Origin of the sequence: Moorena sp. SIO3B2 (assembly GCF_010692525.1) — a bacterium.
Lineage (GTDB): Bacteria > Cyanobacteriota > Cyanobacteriia > Cyanobacteriales > Coleofasciculaceae > Moorena > Moorena producens.
On sequence record NZ_JAAHHE010000131.1, the window covers coordinates 1 to 17,924 of the forward strand.

18 protein-coding genes and 1 pseudogene are annotated in these 17,924 nt (G+C 44.1%); 8 read left to right on the forward strand and 11 right to left on the reverse strand.

The window, feature by feature from the left end; translation table 11 throughout:
- Positions 1 to 179: 179 nt before the first annotated feature.
- A complete protein-coding gene (locus tag F6K38_RS22990; RefSeq protein WP_008188414.1) occupies positions 180 to 3,767 on the forward strand; it encodes a hybrid sensor histidine kinase/response regulator in 3,588 nt (1,195 codons plus the stop codon).
- Positions 3,768 to 3,959: 192 nt separating this feature from the next.
- Here F6K38_RS22990 and F6K38_RS22995 read toward each other — a convergent pair whose 3' ends face one another.
- On the reverse strand, positions 3,960 to 4,133 hold the full coding sequence (locus tag F6K38_RS22995) for a hypothetical protein (RefSeq protein ID WP_154659919.1): 174 nt from the start codon (positions 4,131 to 4,133) through the stop codon (positions 3,960 to 3,962).
- Positions 4,134 to 4,361: 228 nt separating this feature from the next.
- Between F6K38_RS22995 and F6K38_RS23000 the strand changes: the two genes are divergently transcribed.
- The 3 genes from F6K38_RS23000 to F6K38_RS23010 all read left to right on the forward strand — a co-directional run bounded on the left by F6K38_RS23000 (position 4,362) and on the right by F6K38_RS23010 (position 7,221).
- Positions 4,362 to 4,820, forward strand: coding sequence for a chemotaxis protein CheW (locus F6K38_RS23000; RefSeq protein WP_008188412.1), 459 nt, complete (start codon positions 4,362 to 4,364; stop codon positions 4,818 to 4,820).
- A 195-nt stretch (positions 4,821 to 5,015) separates the two neighbouring features.
- Positions 5,016 to 5,612: an urease accessory protein UreG gene (gene ureG, locus F6K38_RS23005; RefSeq protein WP_008188409.1), complete on the forward strand. Its 597-nt coding sequence runs from the start codon at positions 5,016 to 5,018 to the stop codon at positions 5,610 to 5,612.
- Between the two features lie 535 nt (positions 5,613 to 6,147).
- Positions 6,148 to 7,221 (forward strand): heterocyst master regulator PatR, encoded by a 1,074-nt coding sequence (locus F6K38_RS23010; RefSeq protein WP_008188405.1) that lies wholly within the window; start codon positions 6,148 to 6,150, stop codon positions 7,219 to 7,221.
- 427 nt (positions 7,222 to 7,648) lie between these two features.
- Here F6K38_RS23010 and F6K38_RS23015 read toward each other — a convergent pair.
- The 8 genes and pseudogenes from F6K38_RS23015 to F6K38_RS23050 all read right to left on the reverse strand — a co-directional run bounded on the left by F6K38_RS23015 (position 7,649) and on the right by F6K38_RS23050 (position 14,705).
- A pseudogene (locus F6K38_RS23015) lies at positions 7,649 to 8,493 on the reverse strand (ISAs1 family transposase).
- Positions 8,414 to 8,740 (reverse strand): ISAs1 family transposase, encoded by a 327-nt coding sequence (locus F6K38_RS23020; protein ID WP_008188398.1) that lies wholly within the window; start codon positions 8,738 to 8,740, stop codon positions 8,414 to 8,416. The pseudogene F6K38_RS23015 and the gene F6K38_RS23020 overlap by 80 nt, the downstream one beginning before the upstream one ends.
- A 200-nt stretch (positions 8,741 to 8,940) precedes the next feature.
- Positions 8,941 to 9,270: a hypothetical protein gene (locus F6K38_RS23025; protein ID WP_071986944.1), complete on the reverse strand. Its 330-nt coding sequence runs from the start codon at positions 9,268 to 9,270 to the stop codon at positions 8,941 to 8,943.
- Positions 9,271 to 9,371: 101 nt separating this feature from the next.
- Positions 9,372 to 10,109: an alpha/beta fold hydrolase gene (locus F6K38_RS23030; RefSeq protein WP_008188395.1), complete on the reverse strand. Its 738-nt coding sequence runs from the start codon at positions 10,107 to 10,109 to the stop codon at positions 9,372 to 9,374.
- A gap of 419 nt (positions 10,110 to 10,528) precedes the next feature.
- Positions 10,529 to 11,044 carry a flavodoxin FldA gene (fldA, locus tag F6K38_RS23035; protein WP_008188393.1) on the reverse strand — a complete coding sequence of 172 codons (516 nt, stop codon included), beginning with the start codon at positions 11,042 to 11,044 and terminating at the stop codon, positions 10,529 to 10,531.
- A gap of 571 nt (positions 11,045 to 11,615) precedes the next feature.
- A complete protein-coding gene (locus tag F6K38_RS23040) occupies positions 11,616 to 11,756 on the reverse strand; it encodes a hypothetical protein (RefSeq protein WP_154659918.1) in 141 nt (46 codons plus the stop codon).
- A gap of 310 nt (positions 11,757 to 12,066) precedes the next feature.
- Entirely contained in the window at positions 12,067 to 13,569 is a 1,503-nt protein-coding gene (locus tag F6K38_RS23045) for a chlorophyll a/b binding light-harvesting protein (RefSeq protein ID WP_287250770.1), read from the reverse strand.
- Between the two features lie 95 nt (positions 13,570 to 13,664).
- On the reverse strand, positions 13,665 to 14,705 hold the full coding sequence (locus F6K38_RS23050; protein WP_008185420.1) for a chlorophyll a/b binding light-harvesting protein: 1,041 nt from the start codon (positions 14,703 to 14,705) through the stop codon (positions 13,665 to 13,667).
- Between the two features lie 104 nt (positions 14,706 to 14,809).
- On the opposite strand from F6K38_RS23050, the gene F6K38_RS23055 reads away from it, so the two are divergent.
- From F6K38_RS23055 to F6K38_RS23070, 4 genes are all read left to right on the forward strand, one after another.
- On the forward strand, positions 14,810 to 15,010 hold the full coding sequence (locus F6K38_RS23055) for a hypothetical protein (protein WP_008185418.1): 201 nt from the start codon (positions 14,810 to 14,812) through the stop codon (positions 15,008 to 15,010).
- 63 nt (positions 15,011 to 15,073) lie between these two features.
- Entirely contained in the window at positions 15,074 to 16,267 is a 1,194-nt protein-coding gene (locus F6K38_RS23060; RefSeq protein WP_008185416.1) for an RNA-guided endonuclease InsQ/TnpB family protein, read from the forward strand.
- A gap of 58 nt (positions 16,268 to 16,325) precedes the next feature.
- Entirely contained in the window at positions 16,326 to 16,640 is a 315-nt protein-coding gene (locus tag F6K38_RS23065; RefSeq protein ID WP_052308449.1) for a Crp/Fnr family transcriptional regulator, read from the forward strand.
- 68 nt (positions 16,641 to 16,708) lie between these two features.
- A complete protein-coding gene (locus F6K38_RS23070) occupies positions 16,709 to 16,897 on the forward strand; it encodes a hypothetical protein (RefSeq protein WP_131826997.1) in 189 nt (62 codons plus the stop codon).
- Here the strand turns inward: F6K38_RS23070 and F6K38_RS23075 are convergent.
- A complete protein-coding gene (locus F6K38_RS23075) occupies positions 16,863 to 17,456 on the reverse strand; it encodes a glutathione S-transferase family protein (protein ID WP_008185414.1) in 594 nt (197 codons plus the stop codon). The genes F6K38_RS23070 and F6K38_RS23075 overlap by 35 nt on opposite strands.
- A 193-nt stretch (positions 17,457 to 17,649) precedes the next feature.
- Positions 17,650 to 17,924: ACT domain-containing protein (locus tag F6K38_RS23080; protein WP_287357542.1), on the reverse strand; the 275-nt coding region annotated here is incomplete at its 5' end.

Here is a 17,924-nt window from a genome sequence, read left to right on the forward strand (position 1 = left end):
CGATTCCCGATTCCCGATTCCCGATTCCCGATTCCCGATTCCCGATTCCCGATTCCCGATTCCCGATTCCCGATTCCCGATTCCCGATTCCCGATTCCCGATTCCCGATTCCCGATTCCCGATTCCCTACTCCGATTAACCATTGACAAAAATACGTCACCCACTTGACAACTTCTCTAATGACTAATGACCCAAAAATTCGTGAGCAAAGCTATCGCTACTTTCTCCAGGAAGCACCGGAACTGCTGCAAGTCTTGGAAAACGATTTGCTGAGTTTGTCAGAACACTATAGCATCAATAAAGTCAACAACTTGATGCGCACTACCCATACCCTCAAAGGCGCAGCAGCTAGCATTGGCTTGGAAACAATTGCCACGGTAGCTCACTCCTTGGAGGATGTTTTTAAAGCTCTGTTTAACCCGGACTTGTCCATTAATCCAGAAATTGAAGCCTTACTGTTTCAAGCTTATGAGTGTCTCCGCCTACCTCTGACCGCTGAACTCACAGGGGGGCAAATCGATGACACCGAAATCAAGAATCGAACTGCTGCTGTTGTTGCCCAACTCCAAGAGAAGCTGGGGGACTGTTTTGGTCTCGAATCCTATCTGCCCACCTCAGTAGAATTGGGCTTCGACGTCACCCAGTCCATTTTTGAAGTGGGGGTTAGCCAAGGATTAGACTTAATCCAAGCTGCCCTAAATAGTGACAATCCCACTGAAATCAGCATCACAGTTCGCAACCAAGCAGACATTTTCTTGGGGTTAGGGCAATCTCTTAATTTACCAGGGTTTGCCGCTATTGCCAAAAATGCGATCGCAGCCCTAGACAACCATCCCGAACAGGTGGTAACTATTGCCAAGACGGCTTTGTGTGATTTCGTTGCAGCACAAGCAGCAGTGCTAGAAGGGGATAGGACTCAAGGTGGTCAACCTTCTATGGCTCTGCAACAACTAGCTGACCTGAGGTCTTCAATTCCAAATTCACAATTGATAATTCACAATCAATCTTCTGTCTTGGACAACGGAAAAGAACAAGACCTTAATCCGGTTGAGCCGGGAGTAAAACAAGAAGAAGGTATTGTTAATAATTCTTCCGTTACTCATCCAGAATCTAAAACAAGCAAACAGTCCCAGCTTGTGGAAATGATCTGGGGAGGGTCAACTACACTAGATGACCAAACCTCTGATCAAAGTAAAGAATTGCAGAGGTCGGAGCAAACAGAAATAGATGTCTTGGATGGAGAGATAGCCTCCCCTGAGCAAGAAGTTGGCACAGAAAAAAATTTTGTTTTGCACAACATGGGGATGATTGATGGAGATAATGAAAACAAAGAAGAAGCACAAGAGCCCGAAGTGATCACAGACGAGATCATCCCGCCCATAGGCAACACTATAAATTCTCCTCTAAACTCTTCCCATCTCGCCATAACTCCCTCCAACCAACATCCAAGCACGCCATCATCTAGGGATAAATCTGGTACTGTGCGGATAAATATTGAGCATCTAGAATACCTGAATTACACAATTGGGGAATTACTAACCAACCAAAACCGCCAGTTGCTTGAAAATGAACAACTGCTGGCGGCAGTGCGAGTACTCCAAGATCGTGTCCACCAACATCAGCAAGTGCTCGACCAACTGCAAGATTGGTACGACCGCCTGTTTATTTTGATGCAACAAAAGCAGATTAGGCAAAGGTTGCAGGTTAGCAAGTTTCAGGTTGAAGGTTTAAACAAAAACTTTGCTACCGACTCAAATCCTAGCTTTTCCTCCTACCCTTGGGCAGAAAAAACCTTGCAGGTTAGCAAGTTTCATGTTGAAGGTTTAAAGGAAAACTTTGCTACCAACCCCAATCCTACTGCCAACCTTGACCAAAAGGCCACGCTACGCTCTCAACCCACTAACCTTCAACCCACTAACCTTCAACCCACTAACCTTCAACCCACTAACCTTCAACCCACTAACCTTCAACCCACTAACCTTCAACCCACTAACCTTCAACCCACTAACCTTCTTGATACAGACTATTTCGATGACCTGGAACTAAAGCGTTATAGTACACCCGAGCTTCTGATTCAGTCAGTTCTAGAAGACGCTATACAATTAACAGAAGCTGCCTATGACATTGAGCTGTTCACCACCCAATCCAGTAAGACTCTCGAACAACAACGTCGGTTGTTAACCAACCATCGTGATGTCTTGATGGAGGCTCGGATGTTGCCTTTAGGGGAAATATTTAGTCGTTTCCCCCCTGTCCTCAAGCAGTTGTCAGCCTCCCACCATAAGCTGGTAGAGCTAAAAATCTCTGGTAATGATGTTTTAGTGGATAAAGTTGTTGCCCAGAAACTGTACGACCCCCTGCTGCATCTTGTGCGTAATGCTTTTGACCACGGCATTGAGACTCCTGCTCTACGGCAACAACAGGGCAAACCAGAAAACGGATTAATTGAAATCACTGCTTGCCATCGGGGCAGACATTTGGTGATTGAAGTCAAAGATGATGGGCCAGGGTTGAATTTTAAACGGATTCGCCAACTAGCCGTAGAACGTGAACTGATCGACCTCGAACAGAGTAATAGTCTCAGTGAGGCTCAGCTGAGGAATTTGTTGTTTGAACCAGGCTTTTCCACTGTCTCTGGGGTGAATAACCTCTCTGGACGAGGTGTTGGTCTTGATGTTGTCCTAAACCAGGTCAAAGCTCTGAGGGGTTCCGTCCAGGTTGATTCTTCTCCCGACCTTGGCACCAGATTTAGACTACAAATTCCCCTGAGTTTAACCATAGGTAAGTTACTCCTGTGCCAGGCTGGGAAGCAAGTTTATGGGTTGATCACTGATCAAGTCAAGCAAATTATTATTCCTCAGGAACACCAGCTCCGAAGTTGGGAAGATGGTAAAGTGCTTCACTTGGGTACCGGGAGTGATCAGCAACTGGTTAAAGTCTACCAACTTGGGCAAATCCTAGATTATTCCTCTCTGGCTTCTCCATTCTCAGTAACCCATCCCCATCAGCCTGTTGTTCCTAAACAGACGATTAGACCAATCATTCTGATCCATTACCAGGATCAGCTTGTCGGTCTGGAAGTAGAGCAACTGCTCGGAGACCAGGAGTTGGTGATTCGTCCTTTGGGGACAATGATTGTGCCACCCCCCTATGTCAATGGGGGCAGTATTCTAGCGGATGGTCGGTTAACACTGGTGCTGGATGGGACTGAATTGATCCAGTACCTATCTGACCAGCGGACCGATGGCAGTCAAAGGTTAAAGGTTAGCACATTGAAGGTTGAAAGCAAAAGCGATGACCAAGCCACCCAAGCAATGGAAACCCTTTCACGAAAGCAGCTTCCACCTTCATTGGTTGAACCGTTCTGGGTCAGACATAAGCCAAAGGTACTCCTGGTAGATGACTCGATCACCCTGCGCCAAACTCTAGCCATGACCTTGGGAAAGAATGGCTATCAAGTGTTTCAAGCCCAGGATGGTTATGAAGCCATTGAGCAACTACAGCATCAGAAAGATATACAGTTAGTGATCTGTGATATTGAGATGCCTCGCATGAATGGGTTTGAATTTCTCAAACACTGCCAGCAAGACCCGGCTTTGGTAGATATTCCTGTAGTCATCCTCACCTCCCGCAGTAACGATAAACACCGCTTGATTGCTGCACAGTTGGGGGCAAAGGCTTATATCACTAAGCCCTATTTGGAACACAAATTGTTGACAACAGTAACCGATGTTGTTGAGCCCATTTCACCCTCAATAACGGAGTAGGGAGTAGGGAGTAGGGAGTAGGGAGTAGGGGGAATAAAGACTATAGCAATTCTCATAGCTATGAGGTACACAATTTCGGGATTTTAGGTAATAGGTAATAGCTAATAGCTAATAGGTAATAGCTAATAGGTAATAGCTAATAGGTAATATAGCAGTCGCCAGGGCAGTTAGTACATGACAAAAGTCTCAAACCTAAGTAAGCGCAAGAGTTTGACTTCTGACTTCTGACTTCTGACTTCTGACTTCTGCTATAGCTAATAGGTAATAGCTAATAGGTAATAGGTAATAGCTAATAGGTAATAGTTCATGTAGGGTGGGCAGTGCATCAGACAGATAATGAAGCTTGCAAACCACGTTGGTAGGCACTGCCCACCCTACGATTAATGACAATGGTGCAAGATATCAGATAAACGCTATATACTGCCTAAGTATTATCAACAGTATATTCAACCCTATATCCTGGAATGATTTGGTAATTTTTAATTATTAATTTATCATTAATACGTAAAATTTTTTAGCCTAACAAATTATCAAAAAAATAAAAGTTTCCCTTTTCCTAAATATTAATAGCTATAATAAGGTTAAATAAAGGCGATGTTAGACAATAATTCAAAGCCAGACAAATTCATGGTTTTTAAGATTGCTGACTATTCCCTATGTCTTGGGATTAGGGATGTCCTGAAAGTGGTAAATTTTACCACTGAAATCAGCCGGGAGATGAAAACCATGGGATTAGTTCAGCTAGGCAAGCATACGATTAAAGTTTGGGATTTACATCAGCAGTTGGGCGATGGTAGTTTACCTCACCGAAGCCCTAACCAAAGGTTCTTAGTAATTATTCGTCCTAGGGACTCCGAACTTTGGGGAATTTTTGTGGATGATCTGCCCAATTTGGTGGAGTTACCCCAAGACATGATGCGACCTATCCCGAAGTCTTACCGTCAGGCCAGTGTTCTGGAGATGATATCTCATGCAGCTGTTATATCAAACGAAGCATCTACTCAGAAAATTTTTCTTTTGGATTTACAGCAAGTCGGTGCCTTGACCCCTTAATCGTCAATAGTTATAGCGCTGCGCGCTTCATCCCTTAAATTTGCCAACACCATTACAGCCATTGCTATAATAAAAATCTAAAATTGCCAATTGCCAATTGTTAATTGTTAATTTATCATTAGCAATTAACAATTTTTTTATGGCTAATGACCATAAATAAACTACACTATTAAAATTAACTCTAAGTTAGTTAACATGAGTACTTTTCGTGTTGGGATTGCTGGTCCAGTTGGTTCAGGGAAAACTGCTCTATTAGATGCATTGTGTAAAGCGCTGCGAGACTCTTATCAAATCGCTGTGGTCACCAATGATATATATACTCAGGAAGATGCCCAGTTTTTAGTTAGGAGTCAGGCCCTAGAAAGCGATCGCATTCTGGGTGTGGAAACAGGGGGTTGTCCCCATACTGCCATTCGGGAAGATGCCTCAATGAACTTGGCAGCCATTGAACAGCTGGAAAATCGGTTTACTGATTTAGACTTGGTGTTCCTAGAAAGTGGAGGGGATAACCTAGCAGCAACCTTCAGTCCAGAACTAGTAGATTTCACTATTTACGTTATTGATGTGGCTGCTGGGGATAAGATTCCTCGTAAAGGAGGACCAGGAATCACCAAGTCTGACTTGCTGGTGATTAACAAAATTGATCTGGCACCTCAGGTGGGAGCAGATTTGGGGGTGATGGAACGGGATGCTAAAAAGATGCGAGGAGATAAACCCTTTGTGTTTGCGAATTTGAAAACTAAAGAGGGAATCTCTACGGTGATTGAGGTGATAAAACTTGACATGGGCTAGATTAAGTCGGTTGAGAAGGGAGTAATAAAAGTGTGGGAATCAAACCTAATCTGATCATGGGAGCATGGGTGGTGATGATAATGTTTTTTTTGTTTGTGTTATAGCATTTATCACTTAGTTGAAAAATGCTATATAATTAATTATTATTCCATAGTTTAGCAATTTTAATCTACTCAACTATAGGACTAAACCAGAAATAGTTATTGAAAAGTGCTGTAAGTTTTGCTTCCATGGCAAAAAATGTATCAAATTATACATAAACCTAGCAGAGCTGGTAGAGCCAACGTTATCCTGGTTGAATACCAAAAAGGCGATCGCACACCCTCGTCACCCCCATTCCTAGACAGATTCAATCACTGGGACCCCTTGCTTTCCAGGGTTTCCCTTTCCTGCTGAAAACAGGGAGTAAGCTCTTCTTCCTCAACAATATCCACAGCCTTAGTAAATTATCGGAAGTAAAACTCAACCAGTTAAGTCCATCTGATTGCTGTGATTTGATAGTCTAAAATATAATGGCTCCTTAATTACCAATCCAATGGAAGTTGTTGTCCCCTTTACCCCTCCTAGTCGTCCAACCGAGTTTTCGGCTCTGGGCTATCTGTTTGGGCGATTTGACCCAAACCCATCTCAAGAGCCTAATAGGTCAGTTAAAGGAACTCTTGTTCTCAAACAAGGAATCAGCTTCAGTGCCTATATGCACCAACCCTTGTGGAAGAAATTAAGTACCAACCCCTCTTTTGGTGAGAAAAAAGTCTATCTCTGGCGAGTATATTTCCGCATCACCAAGGCAGGAAAACTGGCTCAAATTCAAATCAAAAAATTTATTCCCCTAGAGGGGAAAACTACTCTACGTCATTCTCCCAGTGATGAAAGAGTCGATCAGTTTCGAGTTCGTGGTTTAATTCACGATGTCAAGCCAGAAGCAGTGGTGATGTATGTAGAACGCAATCACCTGCCTCCTAGAGGAAAAGCCAAAAGTTATCCATGGCAGCCTTTTTTGTTAAGTCTCCAGGGGTCTTTGCCACAACCAGCAGAAAAGGATGATTTCTGGGAATTATTTTGTAGACGAGTAGGAGAGCAACTCTACATAGAAGAAGCTCATCCAGTTAACGTAAATCTAGAAGACTCAAATTTCTATTCCCATTACTCCGAAGAAAAAACTGACTATCAACCTCAACCAAGCCCTAAAACTAAACCCAATGAAGTTATCATGATTCAAGGAAGAAAACCCGAAATCACCATCAAGTTTACCGAAAGACCCAATTTACCGGAGCAAGGCAAGAAAGTTACCTTACTCCTGACTGGGGACAATGGCATAACCGTTCAGGCAGAACTCAATCGCAAGACCCTTAAAAAGCAAGTAGAAAAGATGGATAGCTTTGCTGATTGGGTAGCCGCTTTGAGTGGAAAGATTGCCAGGGTCTCTCCAGAAGGGGTAATTGAGTTAGAAGGTGCAGGAGTTAATGTATTTGAGAAAAAACCAAAAGTTAGCGAATCAACTGAGCCAAAAGAGTCTCAGAAGCCCTCTAGCAACCCAGAAACAATTAAGCAAGAACAATCACAACAACCTGCTCAAAAGCAGAAGAAAGTGTTTCGTCTGATTGATTAGGATAGGTGTTGGTTTTAGGGAGCAGGGAGTAGCCCACAGGGGTAGGTTTTTTACCTGAGGGTCAAACGGGTAGTGTGGGAGGTGTGGGACGTGTGGGGAGATCGGGAGATCGGGCGATGGGGAGATCGGGCGATGGGGAGATGGGGAGATGGGGAGATCGGGCGATGGGGAGATCGGGAGATGGGGAGATTAAATTGATGGGTAGCCGTAGTTTCCAGAATTGGGATCAGTAACACTAGTGTGACTTGCCACTTTTTTTTTGGGCGTTGCTGAATTAAGGAATGAATGCGCGATCATCTGGTGAAAGTTAAAGCCCCCCTAGCCCCCCAAGCGAGGGATTGCTCGCTTGGGGGGCTAGGGCGTGTTTTCAAAGTTTTCCGCAAGATATTAGATCCCCCCCAGCCCCAGGGCTGTTTCATTCCCAAAATTATTGCAAAAGTGCCAAAAGTGTGGGGATGTTGTTGCTAATTAATCTTTGAGCAATAGTCACAGATGAAAAACCGTTACTACGTAGGAGATTAATAACAATGCTACGAATAATGGACATATTGGCAGGAGCGTGGGCTGCTTTGATGGAGGAACGGTCTTCTTTAAAAACCACATCTTTTGACCAATGCAAGCGATTTTCAATTCCCCAATGTCCACGAATGCCTTGTGCGAAAATCTCAGCATCAGCGACCAAACTACTGATGTAGTAAGCAACCATTACATATGCTTGTCTACCTCGCTGTCCTGTTCTTTCAACCTTAATTAGGGTTTTCAAGCCAATCCATTGGTTAGTGATACCAGTCAAATCATCAAACACACTGATACGTCTTTTGGTGAGGCGACCATGTTTTTTCTCGATGCTAGTATGAGTTGTCAGGGGCACTGCTGATTGTGTATTGACTTGAATCTGTTGATAGAGCTTGGGCTGATTATTTTTTACCGCGATGGCATAATGATTCCCACTGTTGATAATTAAGTCGCAGGTTTTTTTTGGCAGTGTAGAGAATCCAAGCTCAATACTGCTTGTTCTAAGTGAAGTGTCTTAATCAAAGCTTGAACTGTACTGATTTCACTGCCATGTTTGTTCTCGAACTGATTTTGAGTTAATACTAAACCCTGATCATGAGTGAATACCGACACCACGCAAATAAAATTCTGATATTTGGTGTTGCTATTGCTCACTGTGCCTCTGATCCTTTTGCCATCAATGCTTAACCATTCTCCAGGACTGATTTGGATATACTCTGATGCCCAACGCAAGAAAGACCTTGGCAAAGTTATCAAAATCTATACCCATCATGACACGACGTATGGTGGAGTAAGATGGCACACGCCCTTTTGGTATTTTCAAGGCTTCGATTAAATCTTCTCGGTGACGTTGTGCAAAATCTCCCAGGGCACGGTAACCCAAGTATCCACTCATTGTTCCCATGATGACTATTAGCAGTACCACCCACAACGGATGTCGTCTGCCGTCAGTAGTACGAAAATCCCTTACTTCACCGAGTCTTTCAATCAAAGAAGAGCTCATTGTTTTGATTATCTTACAACATTCTCTTAGTATATGGGCTTAATGAGGGAATGAAACAGCCCTGGGGCTAGGGGGGCGAAATCAACTTAACGACGTAAATCCTGTGATAACTGATAGCTGATAGCTTACCGAACTTGCACCTCAAGTAGCGTGGCCTACGGCCAATCGCCTTTGGCGCGCCAGAGCCGAACGCATTATCGTCACACAACTTTAGACGTAGCTTGATGACTACACTTACACCGTCGTGAGTTAACTCTAGCAGGATTGAGAGTTGCCTCATAGTCATAACAATTGATTGCTTCTTCTGTTAGCGCCTTTGAGGGATGTACTGTACATTTGAGGCGATAATCTCCAGTAAAAAAGGCGCAGCGACTACAGGGAATTTGATGCAATTGTCTCAGATGAGCGACACCGTCTCGAAACGTCGCCCGAATTCGCCATAAAGCTATTCCGATTAATGTCCAAGCAGCTATGCAGCACAGAAACGTTGCCAAATGTTGAATAACCTGAGAAATAAGTATCTGGAACATGGTTAACTACTAACTAATAGGATTTCAATTTATGGATGCTACAGATAGTTTAAGTATTCAGCCATCAGCTATCAGCTGATGGCTGATAGCTGAATGCTTACCTAAGTACTAATTGCTAATGGCTCAGGGACTGGTGATGATAGGGATTCCCAAAACCGGATGATTTGCCGTCCTACTCGATTGGGATGGAAATAGTGGCAAAAGTGACCTCCTTCCGGATATTCCCATAAGCGATCGCATTCTTTTAACCAAGGTTTCCATCCTTGCAAAGCATTAGAATCAACAATAATGTCATCCTTGCAACCACATACCATTAATGGCACTTGCACTGCTGTTGGTGGTACACTAACCCGTTTATATAGGGAGTGAGGAGAGGGAGAATAAGCTAAATCTTGCTCTAGGATGGTTACTAAACCTTTAGTGATATGGTGATTGTGATGACCAAAGAGGCTCTTAACCATTTGGGTAAGCAACACTTGGCGAGTGCAGGGTAAAAGTTGGAGCTGCACATAGTAGTGGGCTTGCCAGTCAACTGCGGGATTAACACCTACTGATAATAGAGTTAAAGACTGGACTTTTTCAGGATATTTACGGCTATAGAGTAGTCCTACCAAACCAGCAGTGCTGTGGCCCACCAGATGGATAGGATGATCGCAGGTTTTGAGATAGTCATGAAGTAAGGTAAGGGCGATATCAAGAGAAGTTGGTTCATCTTGGTTTTGGCGATACTCCCACTGGCCAACTCGCTTTTGTTTAGACAAATAACGAATTAAAGGCTGATCAAAACGTAGAAAACTTGGACTAACATTCAACCAAAGGATATCAGGCAGAGTAGACATATAGCAAAGGGAGTAGGGAGTAGGGAGTAGGTATCAAAAATTATCACAATTACTAAACGGATACCTATAGCAATTTTTTAATCACAAATCTTCAATAGGGGTGAAGCAATTTTTTATCTGTTGGCAAGTCATTAATGTTGACCGTTAACGATCAACTGTCAGTGGTCAATAGTCAACGATCAACGTAGCTAGCTTTATAAAAGAGAGACGGTTTTCAGGTGTAAGCATTCAGCTATCAGCTATCAGCTATCAGCTATGAGCCAAAGGCCTATGGCCAGGCTACGGTAACAGTTTATGCCCATAGCGCACACTACTTGAGCTGCTTTTGAATAAAATAAGCACCTCAAGCAGCGTGAGCCAAAAGCTCACGGCTGACGGCTGATGGCTGAATGCTTACCAGCTTACAACGGTTGTAAAAACTAAACTCCAAACTCTTGTTTGAGTTGCGCTACCCAAGTTTTTATCCGTTTTTCAGTCAGTTCAGACTGGTTATCGTCATCCAGGGCAAGACCAATAAACTTACCATTTTTGAGAGCTTTTGATTCATTAAAGTCGTACTCTTCAGTCTTCGGCCACTGTCCAACGGTGGTACCCCCCAATTCGGAAATTTTGGCTTCTAGAATACCAATGGCATCCATAAAATTATCAGGATAGCCCTCCTGGTCTCCAGTCCCAAAATAGGCAACTTTCTTACCACTGAAGTTGATATTATCTAACTCTTCAAAGTAGCCATCCCAGTCAGCTTGTAATTCCCCAATATCCCAAGTAGGACAGCCGATGATGAGATTTTCGTACTTTTCAAAATCGCTATTTTCAGCCTCTTCTATTTTATGTATAGTGACGACATCATCACCGCCAAGTCCTGTTTGAATTTCCTCAGCTGCCGCCTCGGTTTTACCGGTTTGAGAGCCGACGAAAAGACCAATTTTTGACATTTTTATTTACTCCTGATTGATTAGGTGCGCTTTCCGTTTGCGAATTAAATTCGCCACGGGTCGCACCTGTTGATTAGATGGTGTAAGAGGAGCATATCAATTTTGTTAATTCCTGATTTCGATCCCCCTAAATCCCCCTTAATAAGGGGGACTTTTGAATCTAATTCCCCCCTTTTTTAAGGGGGGCTAGGGGGGATCTATGTACAGAATTACAAAGATGACATGCTCCTTGGTGTAAGCAATCAGCGATAAGGTATTTTTAATCAGCCTTTAGTTAAAGACAAAGTACTCTTTAACTAAATGCCTAAGTTTGATTTGATTAAAAATCTTGCTTAGTGCTGATCGCTGAATACTTACTAGATGGTTGAGAAACTGGGGTTGCTTAATAATGGAATGATTGTAAGAGTTTTTTAGAATGGGCATCAGGCGTGGAACTGGCATCTTGTGTAGAACTGGTATCTTGCCAGTTTCATGCTTATTTTCGCGCGGGCAGGATGCCCACTCTACTTATATTCATTCGAAGATTCAGCAACGCCGAGAAACTAAGTAGTATGCTTGCTGTGCTTAGTGGTTAGCCAGGTAGTACAGAAGCAGTTACGTCTTCGATATCCCCACAGGATACTGACTCAGTCAGTATGGTTTCCTCCAGCATTGGCATCTGTTGCCGACAGTGGCAGCAATACCAGTAAATGCTAGTGGCAGGTGGAGACATCCATCTAGGTTATGGCATCCATCTTTATGAACGCCCTCTAGGTCGTTTCAAGTTTATCACTAAAATTTATCAATAAACTGAGACCAAAAGGAGGGCATATTGTCTGTTCCAATAGTTTCGGTCAAGGTTGCATTTAACCTGGCTGTCACTATGGGACGGATGAACCGTTAGTTATATCTAAGCTAGGGAAAAGAAATAATGGGGTTAGGGTTGACATGGCTTCCTAGCCCCAGACAGCTCCTGTTTTAAGAAGCCTATAGAATGCTCCATCAATTACCTTAGCATTTGTTGAAACTTTTTAGCAACTAATTTAACCCATCAATCCCTGAATCATACTGAAGTTATTGACCAGCAGATAGGCAAAAATCGCTCCTCCAGCGCCACCAACTAGAAAAGCTCCAGCAAACTGACTCCATCCGTCAGCAGTTTGGATAGTTTCTGGTACCTCGGGTACCCTAGTAACGAATGTGGGTCGAGGTACAGTTTGTAGCTCTTTCTTAAAGGTGACTGTACCGTAGATTGATAGGCCGATGGTCGCGATGACAATCAGAGCAATGGCTGCTGTTACACCAGCTAAGTTTGCCGTCTGTGAATCCCGCAACGGTCCTAATTTGGCAAACGGACCAAAGATAAAATACCCATGAGCCATGCCAATTTCTAGACCCCTGGACAGGGGAGAAAGACCGGGACGGTAAATAGGTAGGTTTTTGAGGAAGTTAAGGCTAATATCTGAGGAGTTTATTGGGGTTGCCAAGTCACCAACTTGGGGATTACTCCGAGGGATAATCAGCTCACCTTTTTTGAAGTCAAAACCAGCTTCTGCTCCTCGCGCCCGGATAGCATGCCAGATATGACCGAACAGAAACAACACGGCAAAGACAAAGTGGAATGCTGCCAACCAACCGCGAGCAGACACGATGCCATCACTGGCTTCTAAAGTCCCTACTGGACCATAGAACACTTCCGGATAAACGGTGTCATTGACCATGACAAAGTAGGCGGCAAAAATTCCCATGTAGGCGAGCGCCCCTAAGCTATAGGAGAGATAAGCTTCCCCGGAATAAACCAAAACCTCACGTGCCCAGTTAAATGGCTTAGTCAAGATGTGCCAGAAACCACCAGCAATGCAGATCGAACCAATCCAGATGTGACCGCCAACCACATCTTCTAAATTATTCACGGCTGCCATGCCTTCTGAACCGGATGCACCAATTAAGTAGCCAAAAATTTTGACAGGGCTAAGGGTGGGATCGGTAATCACTCGTACATTGCCACCGCCACTCGCCCAGGGGTCAAATAGTCCACCCCAAAACATGGCTTTAGCTACCAAGAGCCAAGCACCAACCCCCAAAAGGATTAGGTGAATCCCGATAATGGTGGTCATCTTGTCGGAGTCTTCCCAGTCATAGCCAAAGAAACCAGCAAAGGTGCTATCTTTGGTTAATTTATCTGGGGTAAGCAGGGAATGGTAAAGTCCTCCAGCTGCCAGCACTGCTGAGGAAATCAAATGCAAGACCCCAACCACAAAATAGGGATAGGTGTCGATAATTTGACCACCAGACCCAACACCCAACCCTAAGGAAGCCAGGTGGGGCAACAAGATTAATCCCTGGTCATACATCGGCACGTCAGGGGTGTAGCGAGATAGTTCAAACAGGGTCATTGCTCCCGCCCACAGGACTATCAAACCAGCATGGGCAATATGAGCGCCTAGCAACTTACCGGATAATTCAATAAAACGAGCATTACCAGCCCACCAGCCTACTTTTGAGATTTGGCCTTGCTTGGGACTATCAGCAATTACTGCTGTCATTGATGTACCTCTTTGAGAATTATTTGCATTTTGATTTGGTCAATAAAATGCCATTATATCGACACTTTATTAGAATTAATTGCATTAAGCTGAATTTAGGTAGTAGCTTCTGAAGCTACTACCTTACCCCGGCCAAAATCAAAGCCAGCTGCTCGCAAAGCATGCCAAATATGACCTTGGAGGAAGAAAAACCCAAGGAAGAAGTGAGCATTAGCTAACCAACTCCGGCAAGAAGGGAAGCTAGAGTTAGGATCGGCAAAGTAGGGGAAAACACCCAGCTTAATTGATAAGGCAGGACCATAGAAAACTTCTGGGTAGACTACGGTGTTAACAGCGCAGAAGTACGCGGCGATAAACCCCATCAGCGCTAAAGCGCCCAAGCTGTAAGAAAGATAGGCTTCTCCAGACCAAATAAAAAGACCGCGCGTCCATTCAGATGGCTGAGTCTTGATGTGCCAAAAGCCACCGCCAATACACAGCAAACCAACCCAAATATGACCACCAACTACATCTTCTAGGTTACTCACTCCAGCAATCCAGTTCTTGCCCACAGTACCAAACAGATAGCCGAAAATCACTGCTGGATTGAGAGTAGGGTTATTAATCACTCGCACATTCTCCACTGCTGGATCGTACAACCCCCCAAAAGCGATCGCTTTAGCCACCAGTAGAAAAGCTCCAAATCCCAGTAGAATCAGGTGAATGCCGATGATAGTGGTCATTTTGTCACCATCTGCCCAGCTATACCCAAAGAAGCCAGACTGTTCTTCCAAAGTTTCCGGACCACGGAGGGCGTGGAAGATACCACCAAAGCCGAGAAATGCTGAAGAGATCAGGTGCAAAACACCAATCACAAAGTAGGGGTAAGTATCGACTATAGCTCCCCCAGCACCAACGCCCCAGCCTTGAGCTGCTAAGTGGGGCAGCAGGATTAAGCCTTGTTCGTACATGGGTTTGGCAGGATTGAAGCAGGATAGTTCAAACAGGGTTATTGCTCCAGCCCAGAAGACGATTAGACCAGCATGGGCAACATGAGCCCCCAATAATTTCCCGGATAACTCCGTCAGGCGAGCGTTACCTGCCCACCAACCATACTCTCCCTCTACTAATCGGGAACTCTCAGCAGTGTTTGCCACTATCTACACCTCCTAGGCTCAGTATTGCAAAATATATTCAATAGCTACTTGGAATAGCTTACACTACTGCTTAAGTGAAATGAAAGCTATTTTTATTAAGAATCATGACAATTCCCAGATTTGGTAAGGCATCAGAGCAATCGTTAGTGAATCAGAACCCTGTCACCACTAGGTTCAAGCCATCTGTTCATCTCTTTAAGCGCCGTGACTTGATTGCTCTAGAACCTGATCAACTATGGGTAGTTCAACAGGGTGTGGTTAAAAGCTTGACCAAAAATTTTGGGTCAATAGCCCCGTCCTTCTAGGACGGGGCTATTGACAGTCTTTTTATTTTGAGTTATAGTTTACGTAGAGTTTTTTCACGTCAAATGATCGTCTTAGAGTTCAAAGTCAAAGGGAATAAAACTCAATATACCGCCATCGACGATGCGATAAGGACGGGTCAATTTGTACGCAATAAGTGTCTCCGATACTGGATGGACAATAAAGGCGTAGGACAAAAAGACCTATATCGCTATAACACATGGCTCAGAGCTGAGTTTTCTTTTGTCAAAGACTTGAACTCCCATGCCTGCCAGGCTTCCGTGGAACGAGCTTATAATTCGATTTCGAGGTTCTATAGTAACTGCAATAAGCAAATTCCTGGAAAGAAAGGTTATCCCAAGTTCAAGAAGTTTTCCAGATCAGTTGAATACAAAACATCTGGCTGGAAGCTTTCCCCTGATGCCAAGTCAATTTCATTTATTGATAAAAAAGGTATAGGAAAACTAAAACTCAAGGGAACTTGGGACTTGTGGCGTTACGACCAAAAGCTGATTAAGCGAGTTAGGCTAGTTCGTCGCGCGGATGGTTATTATGTTCAATTCTGCGTAAAAGTCAATGTAGAAGAACCTTTAGAACCCTCTCATTCCAATATTGGTTTAGATGTGGGATTAAAGGAATTTTACACCGATTCTAGAGGCGGTACAGAACCTAACCCAAGATTTTATCGTAAGGGAGAGAAGCGTTTAAAGTTTTATCAACGCAGAGTTTCTCGCAAAAAGAAAGGCTCTTCCAATCGCAAAAAAGCCATTAATAGACTAGGTAGGACACACCTCAAAATAAGTAGGCAGCGTGAAGAACACGCCAAGAGACTGGCGGGTTGCGTAATCCACTCTAACGATGTGGTCGCTTACGAAGACTTGAGGGTTAAAAACCTAGTTAAAAACCATTGTCTTGCCAAATCTATTAATGATGCAGGTTGGTATCAATTTAGAAAGTGGCTAGAGCATTTTGGGCAAAAGTTTGGCAGGCAAACAGTAGCTGTCAATCCTGCCTATACCAGTCAAAAATGCTCTAATTGTGGCGAAGTTGTCAAAAAATCTTTATCAACCAGAACCCACGTCTGTGAGTGTGGCTGTGAATTAGACCGCGACCACAATGCTGCGATCAATATTCTAAAAAGAGCCTTAGGTACGGTGGGGCACACCGGAACTTGGGTCATAGACCCCAACGCTCATGGAGAATCGACCTCTACTCTTCCTGATTCCGGTCTGGTTGAGCAAGTTGGCTCGTTGAAGTGAGAATCCCCGTTCTTATAGGACGGGGAGTGTCAATAGGGTTAAAGCGCAATGTCTGTCTTTGTCTCAGTCTTACCGCTTATCCGAGGCTATTGTTTGCCATCTGCGACAGACAGAAGAGTTGCTGTCTATCATTAGAACACCAAGAGTCTCTCAGCGTTTGCAACAGTTTTTGAGTTGGTTAGCCCGGAAGTTTGGTCGTCCCGTATGTAGTGGGCAACTGATTGATATACCAGTGACCCATCAAGAACTAGCTGAGATGATTGGTACCACACGAGTAACCATCACCAGGCTGATCAAGCAGTTTGAGGAAGAAGGGATAATCAGTCGTCCTCGTCGATACTGTATTGTGTTGCGCGATTGTTCTGAAATATAAATGAAAATGCTATCAATGGCGCTAGATTCATCATACTACCTGAAAAGGATACCGCTAGCGCCAGTGACGTGATTCAGTTAGGGGCTGATGGTGGGGACGAAATTATGGGATTGACCGTAGGCCACACTAAGGGATTGACCGTAGGTAACGCTAAGGGATTGACTGTAGGTCACGCTACGGGATTGACTGTAGGTCACGCTATGGGATTGACCGTAGGCCACGCTACGCGATCGCAATGTAGCCTGGTAATTGTTTAATCCGCTCCATCCAAGACACCACATTGGGGTAAGCATCTAGAGAAATCTTAGCGTCTGGTGAGAGACTAACATAGGGGAAGCAAGCAATATCGGCAATTGTGGGGTGATCCAGTTCCAGCCATGCCCGATCACTGAGGTGGTTGTCGAGCAATGTCAGGATAGTTGCCGACTTTTGTGTTGCTACCTCGATGTTAACGGTTTTTACATTAAACTTGTAATAAAGTCTGGCAAACTCTGGACCCTGGCGAATCTCTCCTGCAGTTGTAGATAGCCAGCGCATCACTCGACTCATGGCTTCAGCTTCCAAAGGCAGCCAGTCTTCGCTACCATAGCGCCGTGCTAGATAGACTAAAATAGCTTGGGCATCCTGAAAGACTAAATCTCCATCGGTGAGAACTGGCACTTGTCCGAAGGAATTCAATTCCAGAAACTCGGGAGATTTGTGTTCACCATTGTCCAGGTCAACCCAGACAGTCTCATGTTCTAACCCAAGTAGTGAAAGCATTAGCCGCACTTTGTAGCAATTGCCAGATAGCTGGTAATCATAAAGTTTGATCATGATTTTATTGTCCTAATTTTTGCCTAATTTTTGCCTAATTTTTGCCTGATTTTTTGAAGTATAGCACTACCAATTAAGGTGTTTGACATTGATAAAAGCTGAAACGCTGTTTTATTGAACTTTTGCCTTTTGCCTCTTGCCTAAAGCCCTTGCGCGTAGCGCTATAATTGTGTCCGACTAATTAGCGTGCTGATTAACCTGCGTAGGTCGGCTTTGCTGGTGTAGCCAAACCCTTGGGGGTTTGGGCATAGTTTTTAACCACCGGGATGCTCCCCTTATGCACTGCATTTAAAGCCTTAACTCCTTCTTCTTGAGCAACCACACAACTAATTTTAGTGTCCGAACTTGTAATCATCTGAATAGTTATTTGCTGTTGTGCTAATGCCTCAAAAAACTGAGCCACAACCAGGGGTTGTGCCACCATACCACCCCCAACTAGACTAACTTTAGCGATGTCTGTATCCACTA